The organism is Parabacteroides sp. AF17-3 (genome assembly GCF_003635445.1).
Lineage (GTDB): Bacteria > Bacteroidota > Bacteroidia > Bacteroidales > Tannerellaceae > Parabacteroides > Parabacteroides goldsteinii.
This window is the reverse complement of record NZ_QTMM01000025.1, coordinates 16702-33206: the sequence shown is the minus strand read 5'-3', so window position 1 is coordinate 33206 and position 16505 is coordinate 16702. Positions and strand designations below refer to the sequence as shown.

Sequence of the window (16505 nt, the reverse complement as noted above, 5' to 3'; positions counted from 1 at the left end):
AAAATCTGTTTCATAGTAATGGAACAGTTGTTTCATTATGTAGAAACATTTGTTTCTTTATGATGAAACAGTATCGTAAATACATTCGGGGAACTATTAAAATGAATTCGCCTCTTTTGTTATATGTTCAAAGATAAATCGTATATTTGTCCTTTGGTTTAAAACCTTGTAAACTGTATATTAACAAGATTAATTCTATTTGTAAATGGGAAGAGTATTAGTTATTGGTGCAGGGGGCGTAAGCACCGTTGCTGTTAAAAAGATCGCGATGAATGCTGATGTTTTTACCGATATCATGGTGGCCAGCCGCACGAAAAGCAAGTGCGACAAGATTGCTGCCGATATTAAAAATGTAAAGGTGAAGACAGCACAGGTCAATGCGGATAACGTGGACGAGCTCGTTGCATTGTTTAATGACTTTAAGCCCGAGTTGGTCGTCAACCTGGCTCTACCTTATCAGGACCTCTCCATCATGGATGCCTGCCTGGCTTACGGTGTCAGCTATCTCGACACTGCCAACTACGAACCGCTGGACGAGGCAAAATATGAATATAGCTGGCAATGGGCCTATAAAGACCGTTTCGAAAAAGCGGGTCTGACGGCTATCCTGGGATGCGGATTCGATCCGGGTGTAACGGGAGTATATACAGCTTATGCAGCGAAACATCATTTCGATGAAATCCAGTATCTGGATATCGTCGACTGCAACGCCGGCGACCATCACAAGGCATTCGCTACGAACTTTAACCCGGAAATCAATATCCGTGAAATTACTCAGCGTGGTAAATACTATGAAGACGGAGAATGGAAGGATACTGACCCGTTATCGGTACATAAGCCGTTGAACTACCCGAATGTAGGTCCTCGTGAATCATACCTGATGTACCATGAAGAGCTGGAAAGTCTGACAAAGAACTTCCCGACGATCAAGCGTGCCCGTTTCTGGATGACTTTCGGACAGGAATACCTGACTCATTTACGGGTGATACAGAATATCGGTATGTCACGCATCGATCCGGTCATGTACAACGGACAGGAAATCGTCCCGATCCAGTTCCTGAAAGCCGTATTGCCTAATCCGGGCGATCTGGGCGAGAATTACACGGGAGAAACATCGATCGGTTGCCGTATCCGCGGTATCAAAGATGGCAAAGAACAAACTTACTATGTATATAATAACTGTAGCCACGAAGCAGCTTACAAAGAAACAGGCGCTCAGGGTGTAAGTTATACCACCGGCGTTCCGGCGATGATCGGTGCCAAATTATTTATGCAGGGAGTTTGGAAGAAGCCGGGTGTATGGAATGTGGAAGAATTCAATCCCGATCCGTTCATGAAAGAGTTGAACGAACAAGGACTGCCCTGGCATGAAATGTTTAATGTAGATTTGGAATTATAATATGGCATTACAAGTAGGAGACAAAGCACCCGACGTATTGGGGCTTGATCAGAACGGAAATGAAATAAGACTCAGCGATTTTAAAGGTAAGAAGTTAGCACTTTACTTCTACCCGAAAGACAACACCAGCGGTTGCACGGCAGAAGCCTGTAGCCTGCGTGACGGCTACAAGGAATTACAGGCAGCCGGTTACGAAGTGGTCGGGGTTAGTAAAGACAGCGCAAAATCCCATCAGGGATTCATCGCCAAACAGGAACTGCCTTTCAACCTGATCGCTGACACGGACACAGCCCTGCAACAAGCTTTTGGCGTATGGGCAGAAAAGAAACTGTACGGACGTTCATACATGGGGACTCTCCGTACCACCTTTATTATCAACGAAGATGGTATCATCGAGAAGATAATCGGTCCGAAAGAGGTGAAAACAAAAGACCATGCTAATCAAATCCTTAATTCATAAAAAGGGATGGCAAAAGAAGACAATTTATTCGAAGAGGGAAAAACCCCGGAAGGAAAGCCGGCTGTTAATGCCGACAAGTTAAAAGCGTTGCGCGCCGCAATGGATAAGATTGAGAAGAACTACGGAAAGGGTTCTATCATGAAACTGGGCGACGAAAGCATTGAAAGTATCGAAGTTATTCCGACAGGTTCCATCGCCCTGAACGCAGCTTTAGGCGTAGGCGGTTACCCGAAAGGACGTGTAATCGAGATATACGGTCCGGAATCATCCGGTAAGACAACGCTGGCAATCCATGCTATTGCCGAAGCACAGAAAGCCGGTGGTATTGCTGCATTTATCGATGCAGAACATGCCTTCGACCGTTTCTATGCGGAAAAACTGGGTGTCGATGTAGAAAACTTATGGATCTCTCAACCGGATAACGGTGAACAGGCTTTGGAAATCGCCGAACAGCTGATCCGTTCTTCTGCAGTAGATATCATCGTTATCGACTCTGTGGCAGCATTGACTCCGAAGGCTGAAATCGAAGGCGATATGGGTGACAGCAAGATGGGTTTGCAAGCTCGTCTGATGTCTCAGGCATTGCGTAAGCTGACCGGAGCGATCAACAAGACCAATACGACTTGTATCTTTATCAACCAGTTGCGTGACAAGATCGGTGTCATGTTCGGTAACCCGGAAACAACAACCGGTGGTAACGCATTGAAGTTCTATGCATCAGTTCGTTTGGATATCCGCAAGATCGGAACATTGAAAGATGGTGATGAAATGAAAGGTAACCAGGTACGTGTGAAAGTTGTAAAGAACAAGGTTGCACCTCCTTTCCGCAAAGCTGAGTTCGACATCATGTTCGGCGAAGGTATTTCCAAGGCTGGCGAGATCGTAGACTTGGGTGCGGAGCTGAATATTATCAAGAAAAGCGGTTCCTGGTATAGTTACAACGACACAAAACTGGGACAGGGACGCGATGCTGCCAAACAATGCATCAGCGATAACCCCGAACTGGCAGAAGAGCTATCCGGATTGATATTCGAAGCATTGAAAGGATAATTTCCCAAGCTTTTATAGAATAAAGAGAAACTGTTACAAAAGTAAAACTTTTGCAACAGTTTCTTCATTTCATATATATTTCCTTTTAAACAAACATGACAAACAAAGACAAATATCGCTTACTTTGCAAGACTGAAAGCAGCTTGCCGCTATACTCCCAAGATTGGTGGCTCGACACTGTTTGTGGCAAAGAACAATGGGATGTCTTGTTGGTCGAAGAGAATAATAATATACAGGCGGCTTTTCCTATTTACATCCCTCATCGGGGTATCATATCGATGCCACCTTATACACAGACAATGGGTCCTTGGTTTGCCGGGAAAGCCGAAGATACCAAATATACGCGAATACTAGGTCAGCGCCAGGCTATTTGTAAAAAATTCATAGATGAACTAAAAAATTTCCCTCATTTCCTGCAAAACTTCAATTACCAGATAACGGATTGGTTACCCTTTTATTGGGAAGACTATAAACAGACGACACGCTATACATATATATTATATAATATTAGTGACAAAAACACCTTATGGAATAATATGAGTCCTAATATACGCCGGAACATAGCAAAAGCAAAAGAAAAATATCACATTACTGTCAAAAAAGGGATTTCAATCGATGACTTTCTTAGGATACAATCTCTAACTTTCAAACGTCAACATCTCCCCTCCCCTAAACATTGCGAGTTGTTGAAGAAATTAATCGCAACCTGTCGCGAACGTAACCAAGGGGACCTATGGGGAAGCTACGATGAAAAAGGAAATTTGCATGCCGCTGCATTCGTGGTCTGGCAGGAAAGTTCAGCCTATTATCTGGCCGGTGGAGGCGATCCGGATTTAAGAGAATCCGGAGCTCACAGTCTGGTACTATGGGAAAGTATCCGCTTTGTAGCACAATATACTTCTGTTTTTGACTTTGAAGGCTCGATGATACCAGGAGTAGAACGTTTTTTTCGTGAATTCGGAGCAATTCAAACGCCTTACTTCACAATAACCAAAGGAAATATCAGTTTATTATATAAGGTCTGGTTAAAAATAAACAGTATACTAAGGCCATAAAATAAATTAATATGATGATAAACAGTTGTAATAACATATTGATCCTCGCACCTCACACCGACGATGGTGAACTGGGACTGGGAGGAACGATCCGTTATCTGGTGGAACTAGGAAAGAAGGTGACTTATGTAGCTTTCTCTACTGCCGAACAATCCGTACCGGAAGGTTTTCCGAAAGATGTATTGAAAACAGAAGTGAAACAGGCCACAGCCCAATTGGGTATCTTGCCAGAAAATCTGATCATTTATAATTACGAAGTACGCAAATTGGGATATGTACGTCAGGAAATCCTGGAAGAACTGATCAAATTACGGAAATCTTCCCATTTCGATCTTGTATTCATTCCAAGCCTTCACGATATCCACCAGGATCATACAACGATTGCACAGGAAGGTTTACGAGCCTTCAAAAACACAACATTACTGGGATATGAACTGATATGGAACAACCTGACGTTCAATACCCAATGTTTCGTTAAACTCGAAAAAAGACACATCGAAGCAAAAATAGACGCATTAAAAGCATACAAATCGCAAGGTAACCGTGATTATTTATCTGCAGATTTTATTTTCTCACTGGCAAAAGCACGAGGAGTACAAGCCGGTTGCCTTTATGCAGAAGCATTCGAAGTGATCCGGTTATTCCTGTAAAATCAAATTGCGATGAGAGCCGTTATTTCCTATATAATAAAATTCCTGATCGGAGGAGACCGGGCCACCAGTTTCAGTAGCCTGGTAGGCTATACTGCGGACCCAAGAAAATTTACACAATATAGAGTGGTAATTCTCCCCTCCCCTTTTTTCAAGGATACTATTTACGGAAAGGCGGAATCAATGCCGGAATTGCCATTGGAAGAAATAGAAGGCGTACCACTTTTATTCGGCACACCTCAAATCGGTTGGTATGAAGACACACTAATTGTCCATGCAGACATCATCGCCAGTGCATATTTTCTCCTGACCCGTTATGAAGAAATACGTAGACGCAATGAACGGGACCAATACGGACGTTTCCCGGGAAAATCCTCCTTACCTTACCGTGCCGGATTTATCCATCGCCCGATAGTTGATGAATATGGAAAACTGTTGCGTGAATGGCTTCGCCAGGCCCATGTAAATATTCCCGAACCTGAGCAAAAAATAAAAAAAATATGGCTTACCCATGATGTGGATGCACCTTTCTATTGCCGCACATTACGTAATTTTATGAGAGAATGGCTGAAAGGTGACGGATTCATCAAGGCATGGAAGTATCTGAGCGGCCCACTCGATTCCGATCCTTATTATACTTTCCCATGGTTACTGGAACAAGGTAACGCACTGAAAAGAGCTATTGGCAAGGAACGTTGCGAATCTATATTCTTCATCAAATCAGCCGGTTCTTCAAAAGAAGACAAGCCCTATTATAGCCTTCAATCGAACGACATACGACATTTATTTGCGTCATGTGCCTCAGAAGACGTAACGATCGGACTCCACAGCAGTTTCGATGCCGGGAAAAATCCGTCACTTACAGCTTCCGAACTAAAATTACTGGAAAAGGCGACAAAACAAACAATCCGTTACAACCGGCACCATTATCTGGCGTCATGCGAACCGGGAGACATGGATTGGCTTGAACGAATCGGCATAACAGATGATTTCACAATGGGCTATGCCGACGTAGCTGGTTTCCGGCTGGGAACAAGCCATCCCGTACATTGGATTAATCCTGAGAATAAGCGGATTTCCTCATTACTGCTTCATCCGTTAACTGTGATGGAATGCAGTTTAAGCGAACCCGCTTATATGAATTTAAATTACGAAGAAGCACAGACTTACTGTCTGCAACTGGCAGAACAAACAGCATGGGTGAACGGGGAATTAATCCTTTTATGGCATAACGATACAATCCCCACCAAAGTAAAACCCGGACTATCTGTCGATTGGCAGCGAAAATTGTTCACATCCTTTATTGATGAATTAAAAAAAGCATGAAGATACTGATTATATGTGATATTTTCCCTCCGGCTTTCGGACCACGCATGGGATATTTATGTAAATACATGAAACGTGCAGGCTGGGAACCAGTTGTCCTTACTGAATATATAGACGATCAAACATTTGCTTTTCTGACAGGAAATGCAAATGCACATTATGTAAAATTTTTCCATGCAACCGGAAAAATCGTCGGAAAACTGGAATGGGTCTTCATTTTATTGTTGGATTTCCTATTTCACTACAAAGACAAAAAAATGCTCAAAGAAGCATCACATTTACTCGAAAACGGTGAATATGCCGGAATCTTATGCAGTACTTACCGAACTTTTCCGCTACCGGCCGCTGTACAAGCTGCTAAAAAATTCAATCTACCGGTTATTGCCGATTTACGTGATATTATTGAACAATATGCAAACAACGAATTTATTGCACATTCTTTCCATACTGTCTCCTGGCTGGACAAACTAATCACCGCAACTTTCCGGCGGAGATTATTGAAAGATCGTAATCTGGCATTATCAAAAGTAGATTATATCACTACGGTATCGCCATGGCATACCCAAATACTAAGCAAATATACATCTAAGGTAGAGTTAATCTATAATGGATATGATCCGGAAATTTTTTATCCCGAACAATTTACAACACCTCGTTTTTTGATTACCTATACAGGGCGCTTGCTTAGTCTGGCGACCCGCGATCCACAGTTGTTATTTGAGGCTATTGCACAATTGGACAGGGAAAAAGAAATCTCACCAGAAACTTTTCGAATACAATGGTTTATAGATAAAGAATCGCAGGATATAATTGAAAAAGAAGTAGAAAAATATAAAATAGAATCTTATATGGATTTCCATAAATATATTCCGGCTTCTGAAATACCCGGTATATTAAACCGGAGTTCTATCTTGTTACAACTTGCCAATAAATCAACCCAATCCGGACCTAAAGGCTATATGACGACCAAGCTGTTTGAGGCTTTTGCCGTCGAGAAACCAGTACTTTGTGTCAGAAGTGATGAAGGTTGCCTGGAGGAAACTATAAACCGGACTCATACAGGATTATCGGCCCGCAATACAGAAGAGGTCTATCTGTTCCTCGGACATCATTATAGAGAATGGAAAGAAAAAGGATATACCAGGATAAATGTGAACAAAGAAGAAATAAACTGCTTTTCCCGACAAGCGCAGGCAAAGCAATTTATGGAATTGTTCACAAAACTTTACAAAAACAAACAGACTCATGGATAAATATATCAACATAGTAGCTTTCAACATACCATGGCCAGCCAATTACGGTGGCGTGATCGATGTCTATTACAAAATGCTGGCTTTGCATAGATGCGGCGTCAGGATTATTCTTCATTGTTTTGAATATGAACGGCCTCACTCTCCGGAGTTGGAAGCCTTATGTGAAAAAGTTTATTACTACAAACGCAGAACCGGGTTATTAGCCAATATAACAAAGTTGCCTTACAATGTATATAGCCGCAAAGATCCGGAATTACTCCGGAACCTGCTAGCCAATGAATATCCGATCCTATTCGACGGATTACATTCCTGTTATTATATCGACCATCCCCAATTACAAAATCGGATGAAAATATACCGGGAGAGTAATATAGAACATGATTATTACCGTCATTTGGCAAAAGCAGAAGTAAATATAATAAAGAAGTGCTTTTTCCTCGTTGAAGCCTGGAGATTCGAGCGTTATCAGGAAATCTTAAAACATGCAGACCTGATGATCGTCGTATCGGTAACAGATACAGAATATCTTAGGAAAATTTTCCCTGGAAAAAAAGTGGAATATATGCCTAGTTTTCATATCAATGATGAAGTAACGGTCCGTACCGGTTCGTCTGACTTTATCTTATATCACGGAAAACTGTCTGTTACGGAAAATACATTGGCTGCTCTATACCTGATAAAGAATGTTTTCTGCAAACTGGATTATCCTTGTATCATCGCAGGCATGAATCCCCCCTCTTCTCTTCAGGAAGCCGCCGCCCCTTATCCGAATATCAAAATTGAAGCTAACCCTTCCGACAAGCGAATGGATTATCTGACCCACGAAGCTCAAATCCATATGTTAATCACTTTTCAGGACACAGGTCTTAAACTAAAATTATTGAACAGTCTCTTTGCAGGCAGATGCACAATCGTAAATCAAGAGATGGTTACCGGCAGCGGATTAGAGGATTTATGTTACATTGCAAATACTCCAAAGGAAATGATAGACACATGCAAATTGTTGATGGAACAACCAATGACTCCCGAATTAATTGAAAAAAGAAGAAAACTGTTATTCCCCAATTACTCAAACAAGCAACAGGGAGAACGCCTTTATAATTTGATTTACAACCCAGGAGAATAAAAAAACTATTCTCCTTTTTCTTTGGGGACGTACAGACGCAGAAAAATTAACCCGCTTTTCAGTTCTTTTCGAAGTTTCCATTGAGTATGAATTGTTTCAATATGCTCGTCATCCCAATTAAAAATGTTTGAATATAAAGCATAACGACTATTTTCCAACTCAGCAGAAGAAAAGCACCGGTCATCATCCGTGACATCCGTATTTGCAAACGATCCATTCATTGGAAACGTTGCTGATACAGAATCAATATCTATATGTTCATTCTCCAAATAATCGATCATCTCTTGGCGCAATGAATAATAAGGTAAATGGCATAATACACTATCCCAGGCCTTTGACATCTTCTCCGAATAAACCCAAAAATTTCCGCTGACCAGTATACAAATCATCCCTACCAATAAAATTCGCACAGACCTTGTTTCATATACTTTAAACAAAAGCTGAGCAGTGATTAATGCCAGTAATATGTACAAAACCAGAAAATATCGGTCTCCAAAGGGGTTTGTTACAGGAATTGTAACTAACATCATAGTAAATAAGACACTCAAATAAATGAGAGATAACGGAGATTTGGAAAGATAAAGAAAGAAATTTTTTATCCCCATTTTAATGATTGAAACAAATAGCAAAATCCAGACAACAATTCTCCCTGAATCCAACATCCTTACAGCCAAACTTGCTATATTCTTAACTATTTGCCCAAATGTCGCTAACTGCCGATGATCCTCATATCCAAAACCGGGTTAATACAGAAAATATCCGGTTTCCACCTTCCGGTATATAAACCATCCGCCTATCGCCAAAAGAGTCGGTATAAATACAGGGAAAACATATAAGAACGAATTTTTGAAAGATTTCTTATGAATAACATTTTCTATCAGCAAATATCCCAGCCCCAATCCTGAACAAACAACCAGCCCTCTAATACTTACCAATCCCAGGCACATGGCAGATACAGCCAACCAAATCCGCCGGTTATCCAAAATCAAATTGATACTCAACAAAGCAAAAAAACACAGGATGACATCCGGAGAAATTAAAATCATTTGGGTGGAAAGTGCCGGTTCCAATAAAACCAACAAAAATATATAAGGTGTATATTTCGTCTCCAACCTTTCACACAAGCGATAAACTTGCCAGATCACTCCCAATGAAAATACAGTTATAGATAAATGAGCTACCAACAAACTTTTTCCGAATAAAGACCAAAGAAGAGCCAGATACAGATGAGCCAAAGGGGGTTCTGCAACATATTGGGCCGGATAGACAAAAGACAGAAACCCATTTTCCAATAAATAACTTGCCGGCATAGAATACCCGGCAGTGTTATCCCAGAAAAAACAGTTCTCTAACGTAAAGAATTTCAACACCAGAAACAAAATCAGTACTACATATTTTATCATAATAATTTATTATATCGGATTTACACTATTTCATTTGTTTAAATTCTTCATTTTCTAAAGCTCTGATTCCTTCTATTATATAATATCTTCTTAAATCGTCCGGTTTTAAAATCAACTCATTCCATTGAAGCAGATCAATATCAATTGGAACAATTCCGAAATTTTTATCGTCAGGCATACGTTGCAGTTTGTACTCTATACGTTTCAACAAATGCTTTATTTCATCCGGCTGTTCTGATGTATAAGCAACGGCCACCCGATTCAAAAAAGGAGCAGACCCCGTTAATCCGATCGGCTCCGTATATACAGAATTTGAAAAGGCAATAGAAACAAACTGGTTCCGCAATATACGCACCGCCTCCGCCATATTCTTTTCCTGATCTTGATTTGAACCTAAGCTTAATATAATTTTATTCAGCATATCGCTTATCTTATTTATTCAATGCAAAACTAGGAAAAAATACCTATTAGTTGGTATTGATCATGTAAGCATTTCGCCATACCTTTGTACGAGAATTTAAGAAAATGAGATTATCAGAGCTTCACACAGGTGAAAAAGGCGTTATAGTCAAGGTGATGGGACGCGGAGCATTCCGCAAACGCATCATTGAAATGGGATTTATCAGGGGAAAAGAGGTGGACGTTATACAAAATGCTCCACTGAAAGATCCTATCCACTATCGTGTAATGGGTTATGACGTTTCTTTGCGACGGAATGATGCAGCAATGATTGAAGTAATCAGCGCAGCCGAATACGCAAAGGCACAAATGTCACAACAAAGTGAAGAACGTTCCGCCGACTCTTATATACTACCTTCAACAGAAGATTTACAGGCACTTGCTATACATAAAGGAAAAACAATAAACGTAGCCCTGGTCGGAAATCCCAACTGTGGAAAAACATCTTTATTCAATTTTGCATCCGGAGCCCACGAACATGTAGGCAACTACAGCGGAGTTACCGTCGATGCCAAAGAGGGAACCTTCCAGCAAGATGGCTACACATTCAGGATCGTAGATTTACCCGGTACTTATTCCTTATCGGCCTATACTCCGGAAGAACTTTATGTCCGCAGGCATCTCAGCGAAGAACAACCGGACGTTGTTATCAATGTCCTGGATGCATCAAACCTGGAAAGGAATCTTTATCTGACCTGTCAGCTCATCGATATGGACGTCCGGTCTGTCATCGCCTTGAATATGTATGACGAGTTGGAGCGATCCGGAAATAAATTCGATTACGAATCATTATCCCGGATGATAGGTACCCCGATTGTTCCGACAATCAGCAGAACCGGTTTTGGTATTGAAGACCTTTTCAAGCGGGTTATAAAAGTATATGAAGAAGAAGATCCTGTTATCCGTCATATCCATATAAATTATGGAGAAGTACTGGAAAAAGGTATTACAAATGTACGGCATGCCATAAAACATAACGGAAATGTAGCAAAAAGCCTTTCCAAACGTTATCTCTCCATCAAGCTATTGGAAGGAGACCCGGAAATAGAACGTTTTATCCAGACATTATCCGGCTCCGAAACAATCATAGAAGAACGCGACCGGAATGTTGTACAGATAGAAGAGTTATTATTGGAAGACAGTGAAACAGCATTTACCAATGCCCGTTACGGTTTTATCTCCGGTGCGCTACGGGAAACCTATGAGCAAAATAAAATAAAAGAAGCGACCAGCACTCAGATCATAGACTTATTCGTTACACATAAAGTATTGGGATTCCCCATATTTATTCTCTTTATGTGGATCATGTTCGAGGCTACATTCCGTTTGGGAGCCTATCCTATGGAGTGGATCGAGAATCTGGTTAGCTGGATCGGTAATTTTGTACGGGGAAACATGAGTGAAGGTCCGTTAAAAGACTTGCTGGTCGATGGTATCATCGGCGGTGTCGGCGGTGTCATCGTTTTTCTTCCAAACATCCTGATACTGTACCTGTTTATTTCATTCATGGAAGATTCGGGTTATATGGCACGTGCTGCTTTCATCATGGATAAGATCATGCACAAAATGGGACTCCATGGTAAATCTTTCATTCCTTTGGTAATGGGATTCGGTTGTAATGTGCCGGCTATTATGGCCTCCCGTACGATTGAAAGCCGCAATAGCCGTATGATCACCATGCTGGTTAATCCGCTGATGAGTTGCAGTGCCCGTTTACCGGTATATGTGTTACTTGCTGGTGCATTTTTCCCTAAAAACGCAAGTTTCATTCTCCTGTCATTATATGTTTGCGGTATTCTTCTGGCTGTTGTTATGGCACGGCTGTTCAAACGTTTCCTTTTTAAAGAAGAAGACGTACCTTTTGTGATGGAACTTCCCCCCTATCGAATGCCTACTGCAAAGTCGATTATGATCCACATGTGGGAAAAAGCGAAGCAGTATCTCCACAAAATGGGGGGTGTCATTTTAGTCGCTTCCATTATCATCTGGTTTCTGGGATACTTCCCCCGCCACAGTGAGATGGGAGATGCATTCGACAAGCAAATTGCAGAAGTGGAAAATGCCGAACTAGATTCGAAGGAAAAAACGGAAACAATTGCGGAGTTGGAACGGTTAAAGAATATGGAGCATCAAAAGAACTCTTATATCGGAACGATAGGACAAACAATCCAGCCAGTTCTTCACCCATTAGGATTCGATTGGAAAATGAGTGTCAGCTTATTGACTGGTATGGCAGCAAAAGAAGTCGTAGTCAGCACGTTAAGCGTCCTGTACACCGGAGATGAAGAAGATAGCCAGGTTTTATCCGAACGTATAAAACAAGATTTGGATGAAGAAGGCAATCCGGTCTTTACACCACTTATCGCTCTGAGCCTGATGCTGTTTGTTCTCATTTATTTCCCATGTATCGCAACGATCTCAGCCATCGTCAATGAATCGGGATCATGGAAATGGGGAATATTTGTAATTGTGTACACATGCGTTTTAGCATGGATCGTCTCGTTTGTGGTTTATCAGACGGGGAGTTTGTTTATTAATTTGATTAATTAATTGGCTTATGTGGCAGGAAGTAGCTATCATATTTATTGGAATATTAACAATAATCATTGTTGGATATAAAATATATCAAATATTGCTATATAAAAAAAATATAGGTAATAAATGTATAAATTGCAGTGGTTGTTCATTGAAAAATAAAGACACACACTATTCTAAAAGAATAAATAATCAACATCTAAAGGCTTAAAAAGGCTATTCAGCACCATTCAACATTATTAACACGCCACCAATACGCTAATTGGTTACTTTTATAATATATTTGTAAACAAATATATTGGGATAATACGTAAAGGATATATAGAATATGAATATACTCAAATTCTTCATTTTGCTATTCACTATTACAATATTTGTTTCCTGTGCAAAAGAAATAAATATAGATGAAGAACTCGAAGAACCCATCACATTTGAAGAACCATCATATATTCAAACCGTAGATATACTCTTCACAGGAAGTTCTACTGTCGCTTTTTGGCCTGACTTAGAAAAAAGTTTCACTTCTTACCAATTAATTAACACAGGAATTAGCGGATCCTGTCTCGATGACCTTATAAACGAAAAAGAAAATCGTATATTCAAATACAATCCTTCATACTTTGTTTTTTATTATGGAGATAATGATATGTATAAATATGATGCGAATACCTATATAAAAAAGTTCAAAAGACTTATGAAAGAACTAAAAATAAGGAGACCTAATACTATTGTCTTACTTATATCTATCAAACCTAGTCCACTTCGAAAAGAGAAATTCAACCAATACACCTTGATAAACAAATACATGGATAAATTCCATGAAATTAACCCATCATGCTATTATATTGACATTTGGACAACAATGTCAAACAATACAACATATTTTAAAGATGACGAATTACACCTCTCAAATAAAGGATATACATTTATCAATCAATTAATATACAACAAAATAAAAGTATTAGAGTCTTTAAAATCAACTAACTAAGAGACTAAACAAATATGATAAAATCAAATTTATATCTCAATATTTGTTTTGTTGAGATTAATGAAGTTTCTTTGTAAAAGATATAGCTTTTAAACATCCTATTTTCATTTATTACATAGAAACTAGTAAAATAACAATTGATAAAATGAAAAAAATACTAGTATTGGCCTACTGTGTTTCTCCTACTCGCGGATCAGAATATGCCGTAGCATGGAATTATATAACCAGAATGAGTAAATATCATAAATTAACAGTTTTATACGGCATCTCTGGAGAACAGATGGGGGATATTACAGAATTAGAAGAATTCAAAATAAAAACGCCAATAAAAAACGTAGACTTTATACCAGTACACCATAGTAAGACGACTATAGCCCTCAATTATCTCAACAGGCGCCATATACTACCTTTCACTTATTATTTTGCATTTCAAAACTGGCATAAAGAGGCTTATAAAGTCGCTAAAAAATTAACAGAAAACGAAATTTTCGATTTAGTTCACTTGTTAGGCCCGATTGGCTACAGAGAACCTGGCTATTTATGGAAATTGAAACTCCCTTATATCTGGGGACCTATCGGTGGTATGAATAACTACCCTATTCAACTTTTACGTGCAACATATACTCTGAGAGGTAAGTTTTTTTTCTTACTTAGGACATTTCTAAATAAATTTCAATTAAAAACTTCATACCGGGTCAAACAAGCGTTAAAGAACAGTAATATGCTATTAACAGCTACTACAGAAAATCAACAATGCATTTTTAAAACCCACCATGCTCAAAGTACATGGTTACCAGAAAACGGTATTACCGAAGAAATCAAAAGAATATCAGATACTAAGTTTAAAGAAAAAGTGATTAATCTGATATGGATTGGAAGAATTGATGATTTTAAAGCTATAATAATTATCATCAAAGCTTTAGAAAACATAAAACAGGATAATTTACTTTTACACGTGGTAGGAGATGGCTTCATAAAAAAAGAAATGGAACAATATGCGATAAAGAAAGGAGTCAATCATCTAATCAAATGGCATGGAAAAGTTGCTCGAAAAGAAGTTTATACAATTTTATCACAAGCACATCTACACATAATAACAAGCCTTGGGGAAGCTAACACAACTGTTATTTGGGAAGCAATGAGTATGGGAGTACCCACTATAACATTAGACCATTGTGGAATGCATGACATAGTTTGTGAAAAATGCGGTATCAAAATACCTATAAAATCCTATGCACAAGTAATAAAAGACTTCTCCAATAAATTGAATGAGATAATGCAAACACCAGAATTATTAAAGGAGCTTTCAGATGGTGTATTAGAATGTGCACCTTATTTTCATTGGGATAGAAGAGAAGAATTTTGGAACAAGATATATGATCAGGCCATAAGTAACTATAAAGAAAAGATAACTGCAACATCATCTTTGAACTCATAATTATCAATAATATGAAGCTAAATATCAATAGTTTTTTCTCCGGAAACAATCGTTCTTCTTTAGTTAAAAAAAATATTGCCGGATCTATTGTAATCAAGGGGATCAGTATCTGTACTTCTTTATTATTAGTCCCATTAACATTAGACTATATAAATAAAGAGTTATATGGAATATGGCTAACATTGTCATCCATCGTTTTATGGTTAAACTTTTTTGATATAGGCTTCACTCTTGGTTTAAAAAACAAGTTAGCACAATCACTAGCCACCAAGGATTATTTAAATGGTAAATATCTTGTATCAACCACATATTATATGATGATTGTCATATTTTTACCTGTCTGTATGTTAATTTCAATTATTATACCACATATCAATTGGACTGCTATTTTAAACGTTTCTCACAATTACAATGAAGATATAATAAAAGTCATGTACATTTTAACAGCATCTGTTTTTCTTCAAATGTTTTTTAATGTATTAGGTGCTGTTGTCTCTGCTTACCAAAGAGTTGCCATGTCATCTCTTTTTATTATGCTCGGACAAATATTATCTTTAATTTTTATTTATATACTAACTAAAACTTTATCACCTTCTCTCATAGGGCTAGCTATAGCAATATCTGCTCCACCAATAATTATTCTGCTTATTTTTTCAATATATTTATATAAAGGAGATTTTAAAAAGATAGCACCTTCATATAAATATATTGATAAAAAAAAGATAAAAGAGTTATTTGGAATGGGAGTAAAATTCTTCATTATCCAAATTCAAGTAATTATTTTGTATCAATCTACAAACATCATTATATCTAATATTGCAGGACCTGAAGCTGTAACTGAATATAATATAGCATATAAATATCTAAGTGTAGCCGCTATGGTATTTAATATTATTTTAACTCCTTTATGGCCTGCTTTTACCGATGCATATACATTAAAAGATTTTCAATGGATGCGTAATATCTATAAAAAAATGTGCTATGTATATATTAGCGTTGTTATAGGAATTATCATATTAGTCCTTATATCACCTTATGTTTATCATATATGGATAGGAAACGATATTGATATATCAATAAGTATGACAGCCATAATTGCCCTATTTATTATTATTAATTCATGGGATTCACTTCAAGTTTTTATGATTAATGGAATAGGAGCTGTAAAATTACAATCAAGTGTTGTTATAATAGGATTATTATTTCATATACCATTAGCCTTTTACTTCGGAAATAGAATAGGAGCTAAAGGTGTCATACTTTCTATGATATGTATAAATATTATTTACTCTCTTATTTTTACGACACAGATAAACAAAATTATAAGTAAAAAAGCCTCAGGTATTTGGATAAAATAATAGAA

15 protein-coding genes are annotated in these 16505 nt (G+C 38.4%); 12 read left to right on the top strand and 3 right to left on the bottom strand.

Translation table 11 applies throughout. From position 1 onward, the window contains the following. Window positions 1-205 precede the first annotated feature (205 nt). The 8 genes from DWW91_RS25525 (at window position 206) to DWW91_RS25490 (ending at window position 8319) form a co-directional block, all read left to right on the top strand. Window positions 206-1399: a saccharopine dehydrogenase family protein gene (locus tag DWW91_RS25525; RefSeq protein ID WP_007658575.1), complete on the top strand. Its 1194-nt coding sequence runs from the start codon at window positions 206-208 to the stop codon at window positions 1397-1399. A gap of 1 nt (window position 1400) precedes the next feature. Continuing rightward, on the top strand, window positions 1401-1859 hold the full coding sequence (gene bcp / locus DWW91_RS25520) for a thioredoxin-dependent thiol peroxidase (RefSeq protein ID WP_010802567.1): 459 nt from the start codon (window positions 1401-1403) through the stop codon (window positions 1857-1859). A 6-nt stretch (window positions 1860-1865) separates the two neighbouring features. Further along, window positions 1866-2909, top strand: a complete 1044-nt coding sequence (recA, locus tag DWW91_RS25515; protein ID WP_007658580.1) for a recombinase RecA — start codon at window positions 1866-1868, stop codon at window positions 2907-2909. 95 nt (window positions 2910-3004) lie between these two features. Next, on the top strand, window positions 3005-3964 hold the full coding sequence (locus DWW91_RS25510; protein ID WP_122329297.1) for a GNAT family N-acetyltransferase: 960 nt from the start codon (window positions 3005-3007) through the stop codon (window positions 3962-3964). A 14-nt stretch (window positions 3965-3978) separates the two neighbouring features. Then, window positions 3979-4614: a PIG-L family deacetylase gene (locus DWW91_RS25505; protein WP_199722632.1), complete on the top strand. Its 636-nt coding sequence runs from the start codon at window positions 3979-3981 to the stop codon at window positions 4612-4614. A 12-nt stretch (window positions 4615-4626) separates the two neighbouring features. After that, entirely contained in the window at window positions 4627-5940 is a 1314-nt protein-coding gene (locus DWW91_RS25500; RefSeq protein ID WP_122329295.1) for a polysaccharide deacetylase family protein, read from the top strand. Further along, window positions 5937-7193, top strand: a complete 1257-nt coding sequence (locus tag DWW91_RS25495; RefSeq protein ID WP_122329294.1) for a glycosyltransferase — start codon at window positions 5937-5939, stop codon at window positions 7191-7193. Before DWW91_RS25500 ends, DWW91_RS25495 begins: the two co-directional genes overlap by 4 nt. Next, the gene (locus DWW91_RS25490) at window positions 7186-8319 is read left to right on the top strand and encodes a glycosyltransferase (protein ID WP_122329293.1); all 1134 of its coding nucleotides are present in this window, start codon (window positions 7186-7188) and stop codon (window positions 8317-8319) included. Before DWW91_RS25495 ends, DWW91_RS25490 begins: the two co-directional genes overlap by 8 nt. Window positions 8320-8324: 5 nt before the next feature. Here DWW91_RS25490 and DWW91_RS28225 read toward each other — a convergent pair whose 3' ends face one another. The 3 genes from DWW91_RS28225 to DWW91_RS25480 form a co-directional block, all read right to left on the bottom strand. Further along, complete coding sequence (locus tag DWW91_RS28225; protein WP_233584577.1) at window positions 8325-8993, bottom strand: hypothetical protein; 669 nt, start codon at window positions 8991-8993, stop codon at window positions 8325-8327. A gap of 69 nt (window positions 8994-9062) precedes the next feature. Beyond that, window positions 9063-9722, bottom strand: a complete 660-nt coding sequence (locus DWW91_RS28220; protein WP_233584576.1) for a glycosyltransferase family 39 protein — start codon at window positions 9720-9722, stop codon at window positions 9063-9065. Between the two features lie 25 nt (window positions 9723-9747). After that, the gene (locus DWW91_RS25480) at window positions 9748-10143 is read right to left on the bottom strand and encodes a 2-amino-4-hydroxy-6-hydroxymethyldihydropteridine diphosphokinase (RefSeq protein ID WP_010802561.1); all 396 of its coding nucleotides are present in this window, start codon (window positions 10141-10143) and stop codon (window positions 9748-9750) included. Window positions 10144-10247: 104 nt separating this feature from the next. Here DWW91_RS25480 and feoB point away from each other — a divergent pair, with 104 nt between their 5' ends. The 4 genes from feoB to DWW91_RS25455 all read left to right on the top strand — a co-directional run bounded on the left by feoB (window position 10248) and on the right by DWW91_RS25455 (window position 16500). Next, complete coding sequence (feoB, locus tag DWW91_RS25475) at window positions 10248-12731, top strand: ferrous iron transport protein B (protein ID WP_122329292.1); 2484 nt, start codon at window positions 10248-10250, stop codon at window positions 12729-12731. Window positions 12732-13044: 313 nt separating this feature from the next. Further along, window positions 13045-13704: a GDSL-type esterase/lipase family protein gene (locus DWW91_RS25465; protein ID WP_010802558.1), complete on the top strand. Its 660-nt coding sequence runs from the start codon at window positions 13045-13047 to the stop codon at window positions 13702-13704. A gap of 145 nt (window positions 13705-13849) precedes the next feature. Beyond that, the gene (locus DWW91_RS25460) at window positions 13850-15142 is read left to right on the top strand and encodes a glycosyltransferase (RefSeq protein WP_122329291.1); all 1293 of its coding nucleotides are present in this window, start codon (window positions 13850-13852) and stop codon (window positions 15140-15142) included. Between the two features lie 11 nt (window positions 15143-15153). Then, complete coding sequence (locus DWW91_RS25455; protein ID WP_007658597.1) at window positions 15154-16500, top strand: lipopolysaccharide biosynthesis protein; 1347 nt, start codon at window positions 15154-15156, stop codon at window positions 16498-16500. Window positions 16501-16505: the final 5 nt, after the last annotated feature.

What these genes read in the sequence shown, in the direction of transcription:
- DWW91_RS25525 (WP_007658575.1), top strand. Translation starts at nt 206, where the DNA reads ATGGGAAGAGTATTAGTTATTGGTGCAGGGGGCGTAAGCACCGTTGCT.
- bcp (WP_010802567.1), top strand. Translation starts at nt 1,401, where the DNA reads ATGGCATTACAAGTAGGAGACAAAGCACCCGACGTATTGGGGCTTGAT.
- recA (WP_007658580.1), top strand. Translation starts at nt 1,866, where the DNA reads ATGGCAAAAGAAGACAATTTATTCGAAGAGGGAAAAACCCCGGAAGGA.
- DWW91_RS25510 (WP_122329297.1), top strand. Translation starts at nt 3,005, where the DNA reads ATGACAAACAAAGACAAATATCGCTTACTTTGCAAGACTGAAAGCAGC.
- DWW91_RS25505 (WP_199722632.1), top strand. Translation starts at nt 3,979, where the DNA reads ATGATAAACAGTTGTAATAACATATTGATCCTCGCACCTCACACCGAC.
- DWW91_RS25500 (WP_122329295.1), top strand. Translation starts at nt 4,627, where the DNA reads ATGAGAGCCGTTATTTCCTATATAATAAAATTCCTGATCGGAGGAGAC.
- DWW91_RS25495 (WP_122329294.1), top strand. Translation starts at nt 5,937, where the DNA reads ATGAAGATACTGATTATATGTGATATTTTCCCTCCGGCTTTCGGACCA.
- DWW91_RS25490 (WP_122329293.1), top strand. Translation starts at nt 7,186, where the DNA reads ATGGATAAATATATCAACATAGTAGCTTTCAACATACCATGGCCAGCC.
- DWW91_RS28220 (WP_233584576.1), bottom strand. Translation starts at nt 9,722, where the DNA reads ATGATAAAATATGTAGTACTGATTTTGTTTCTGGTGTTGAAATTCTTT.
- DWW91_RS25480 (WP_010802561.1), bottom strand. Translation starts at nt 10,143, where the DNA reads ATGCTGAATAAAATTATATTAAGCTTAGGTTCAAATCAAGATCAGGAA.
- feoB (WP_122329292.1), top strand. Translation starts at nt 10,248, where the DNA reads ATGAGATTATCAGAGCTTCACACAGGTGAAAAAGGCGTTATAGTCAAG.
- DWW91_RS25465 (WP_010802558.1), top strand. Translation starts at nt 13,045, where the DNA reads ATGAATATACTCAAATTCTTCATTTTGCTATTCACTATTACAATATTT.
- DWW91_RS25460 (WP_122329291.1), top strand. Translation starts at nt 13,850, where the DNA reads ATGAAAAAAATACTAGTATTGGCCTACTGTGTTTCTCCTACTCGCGGA.
- DWW91_RS25455 (WP_007658597.1), top strand. Translation starts at nt 15,154, where the DNA reads ATGAAGCTAAATATCAATAGTTTTTTCTCCGGAAACAATCGTTCTTCT.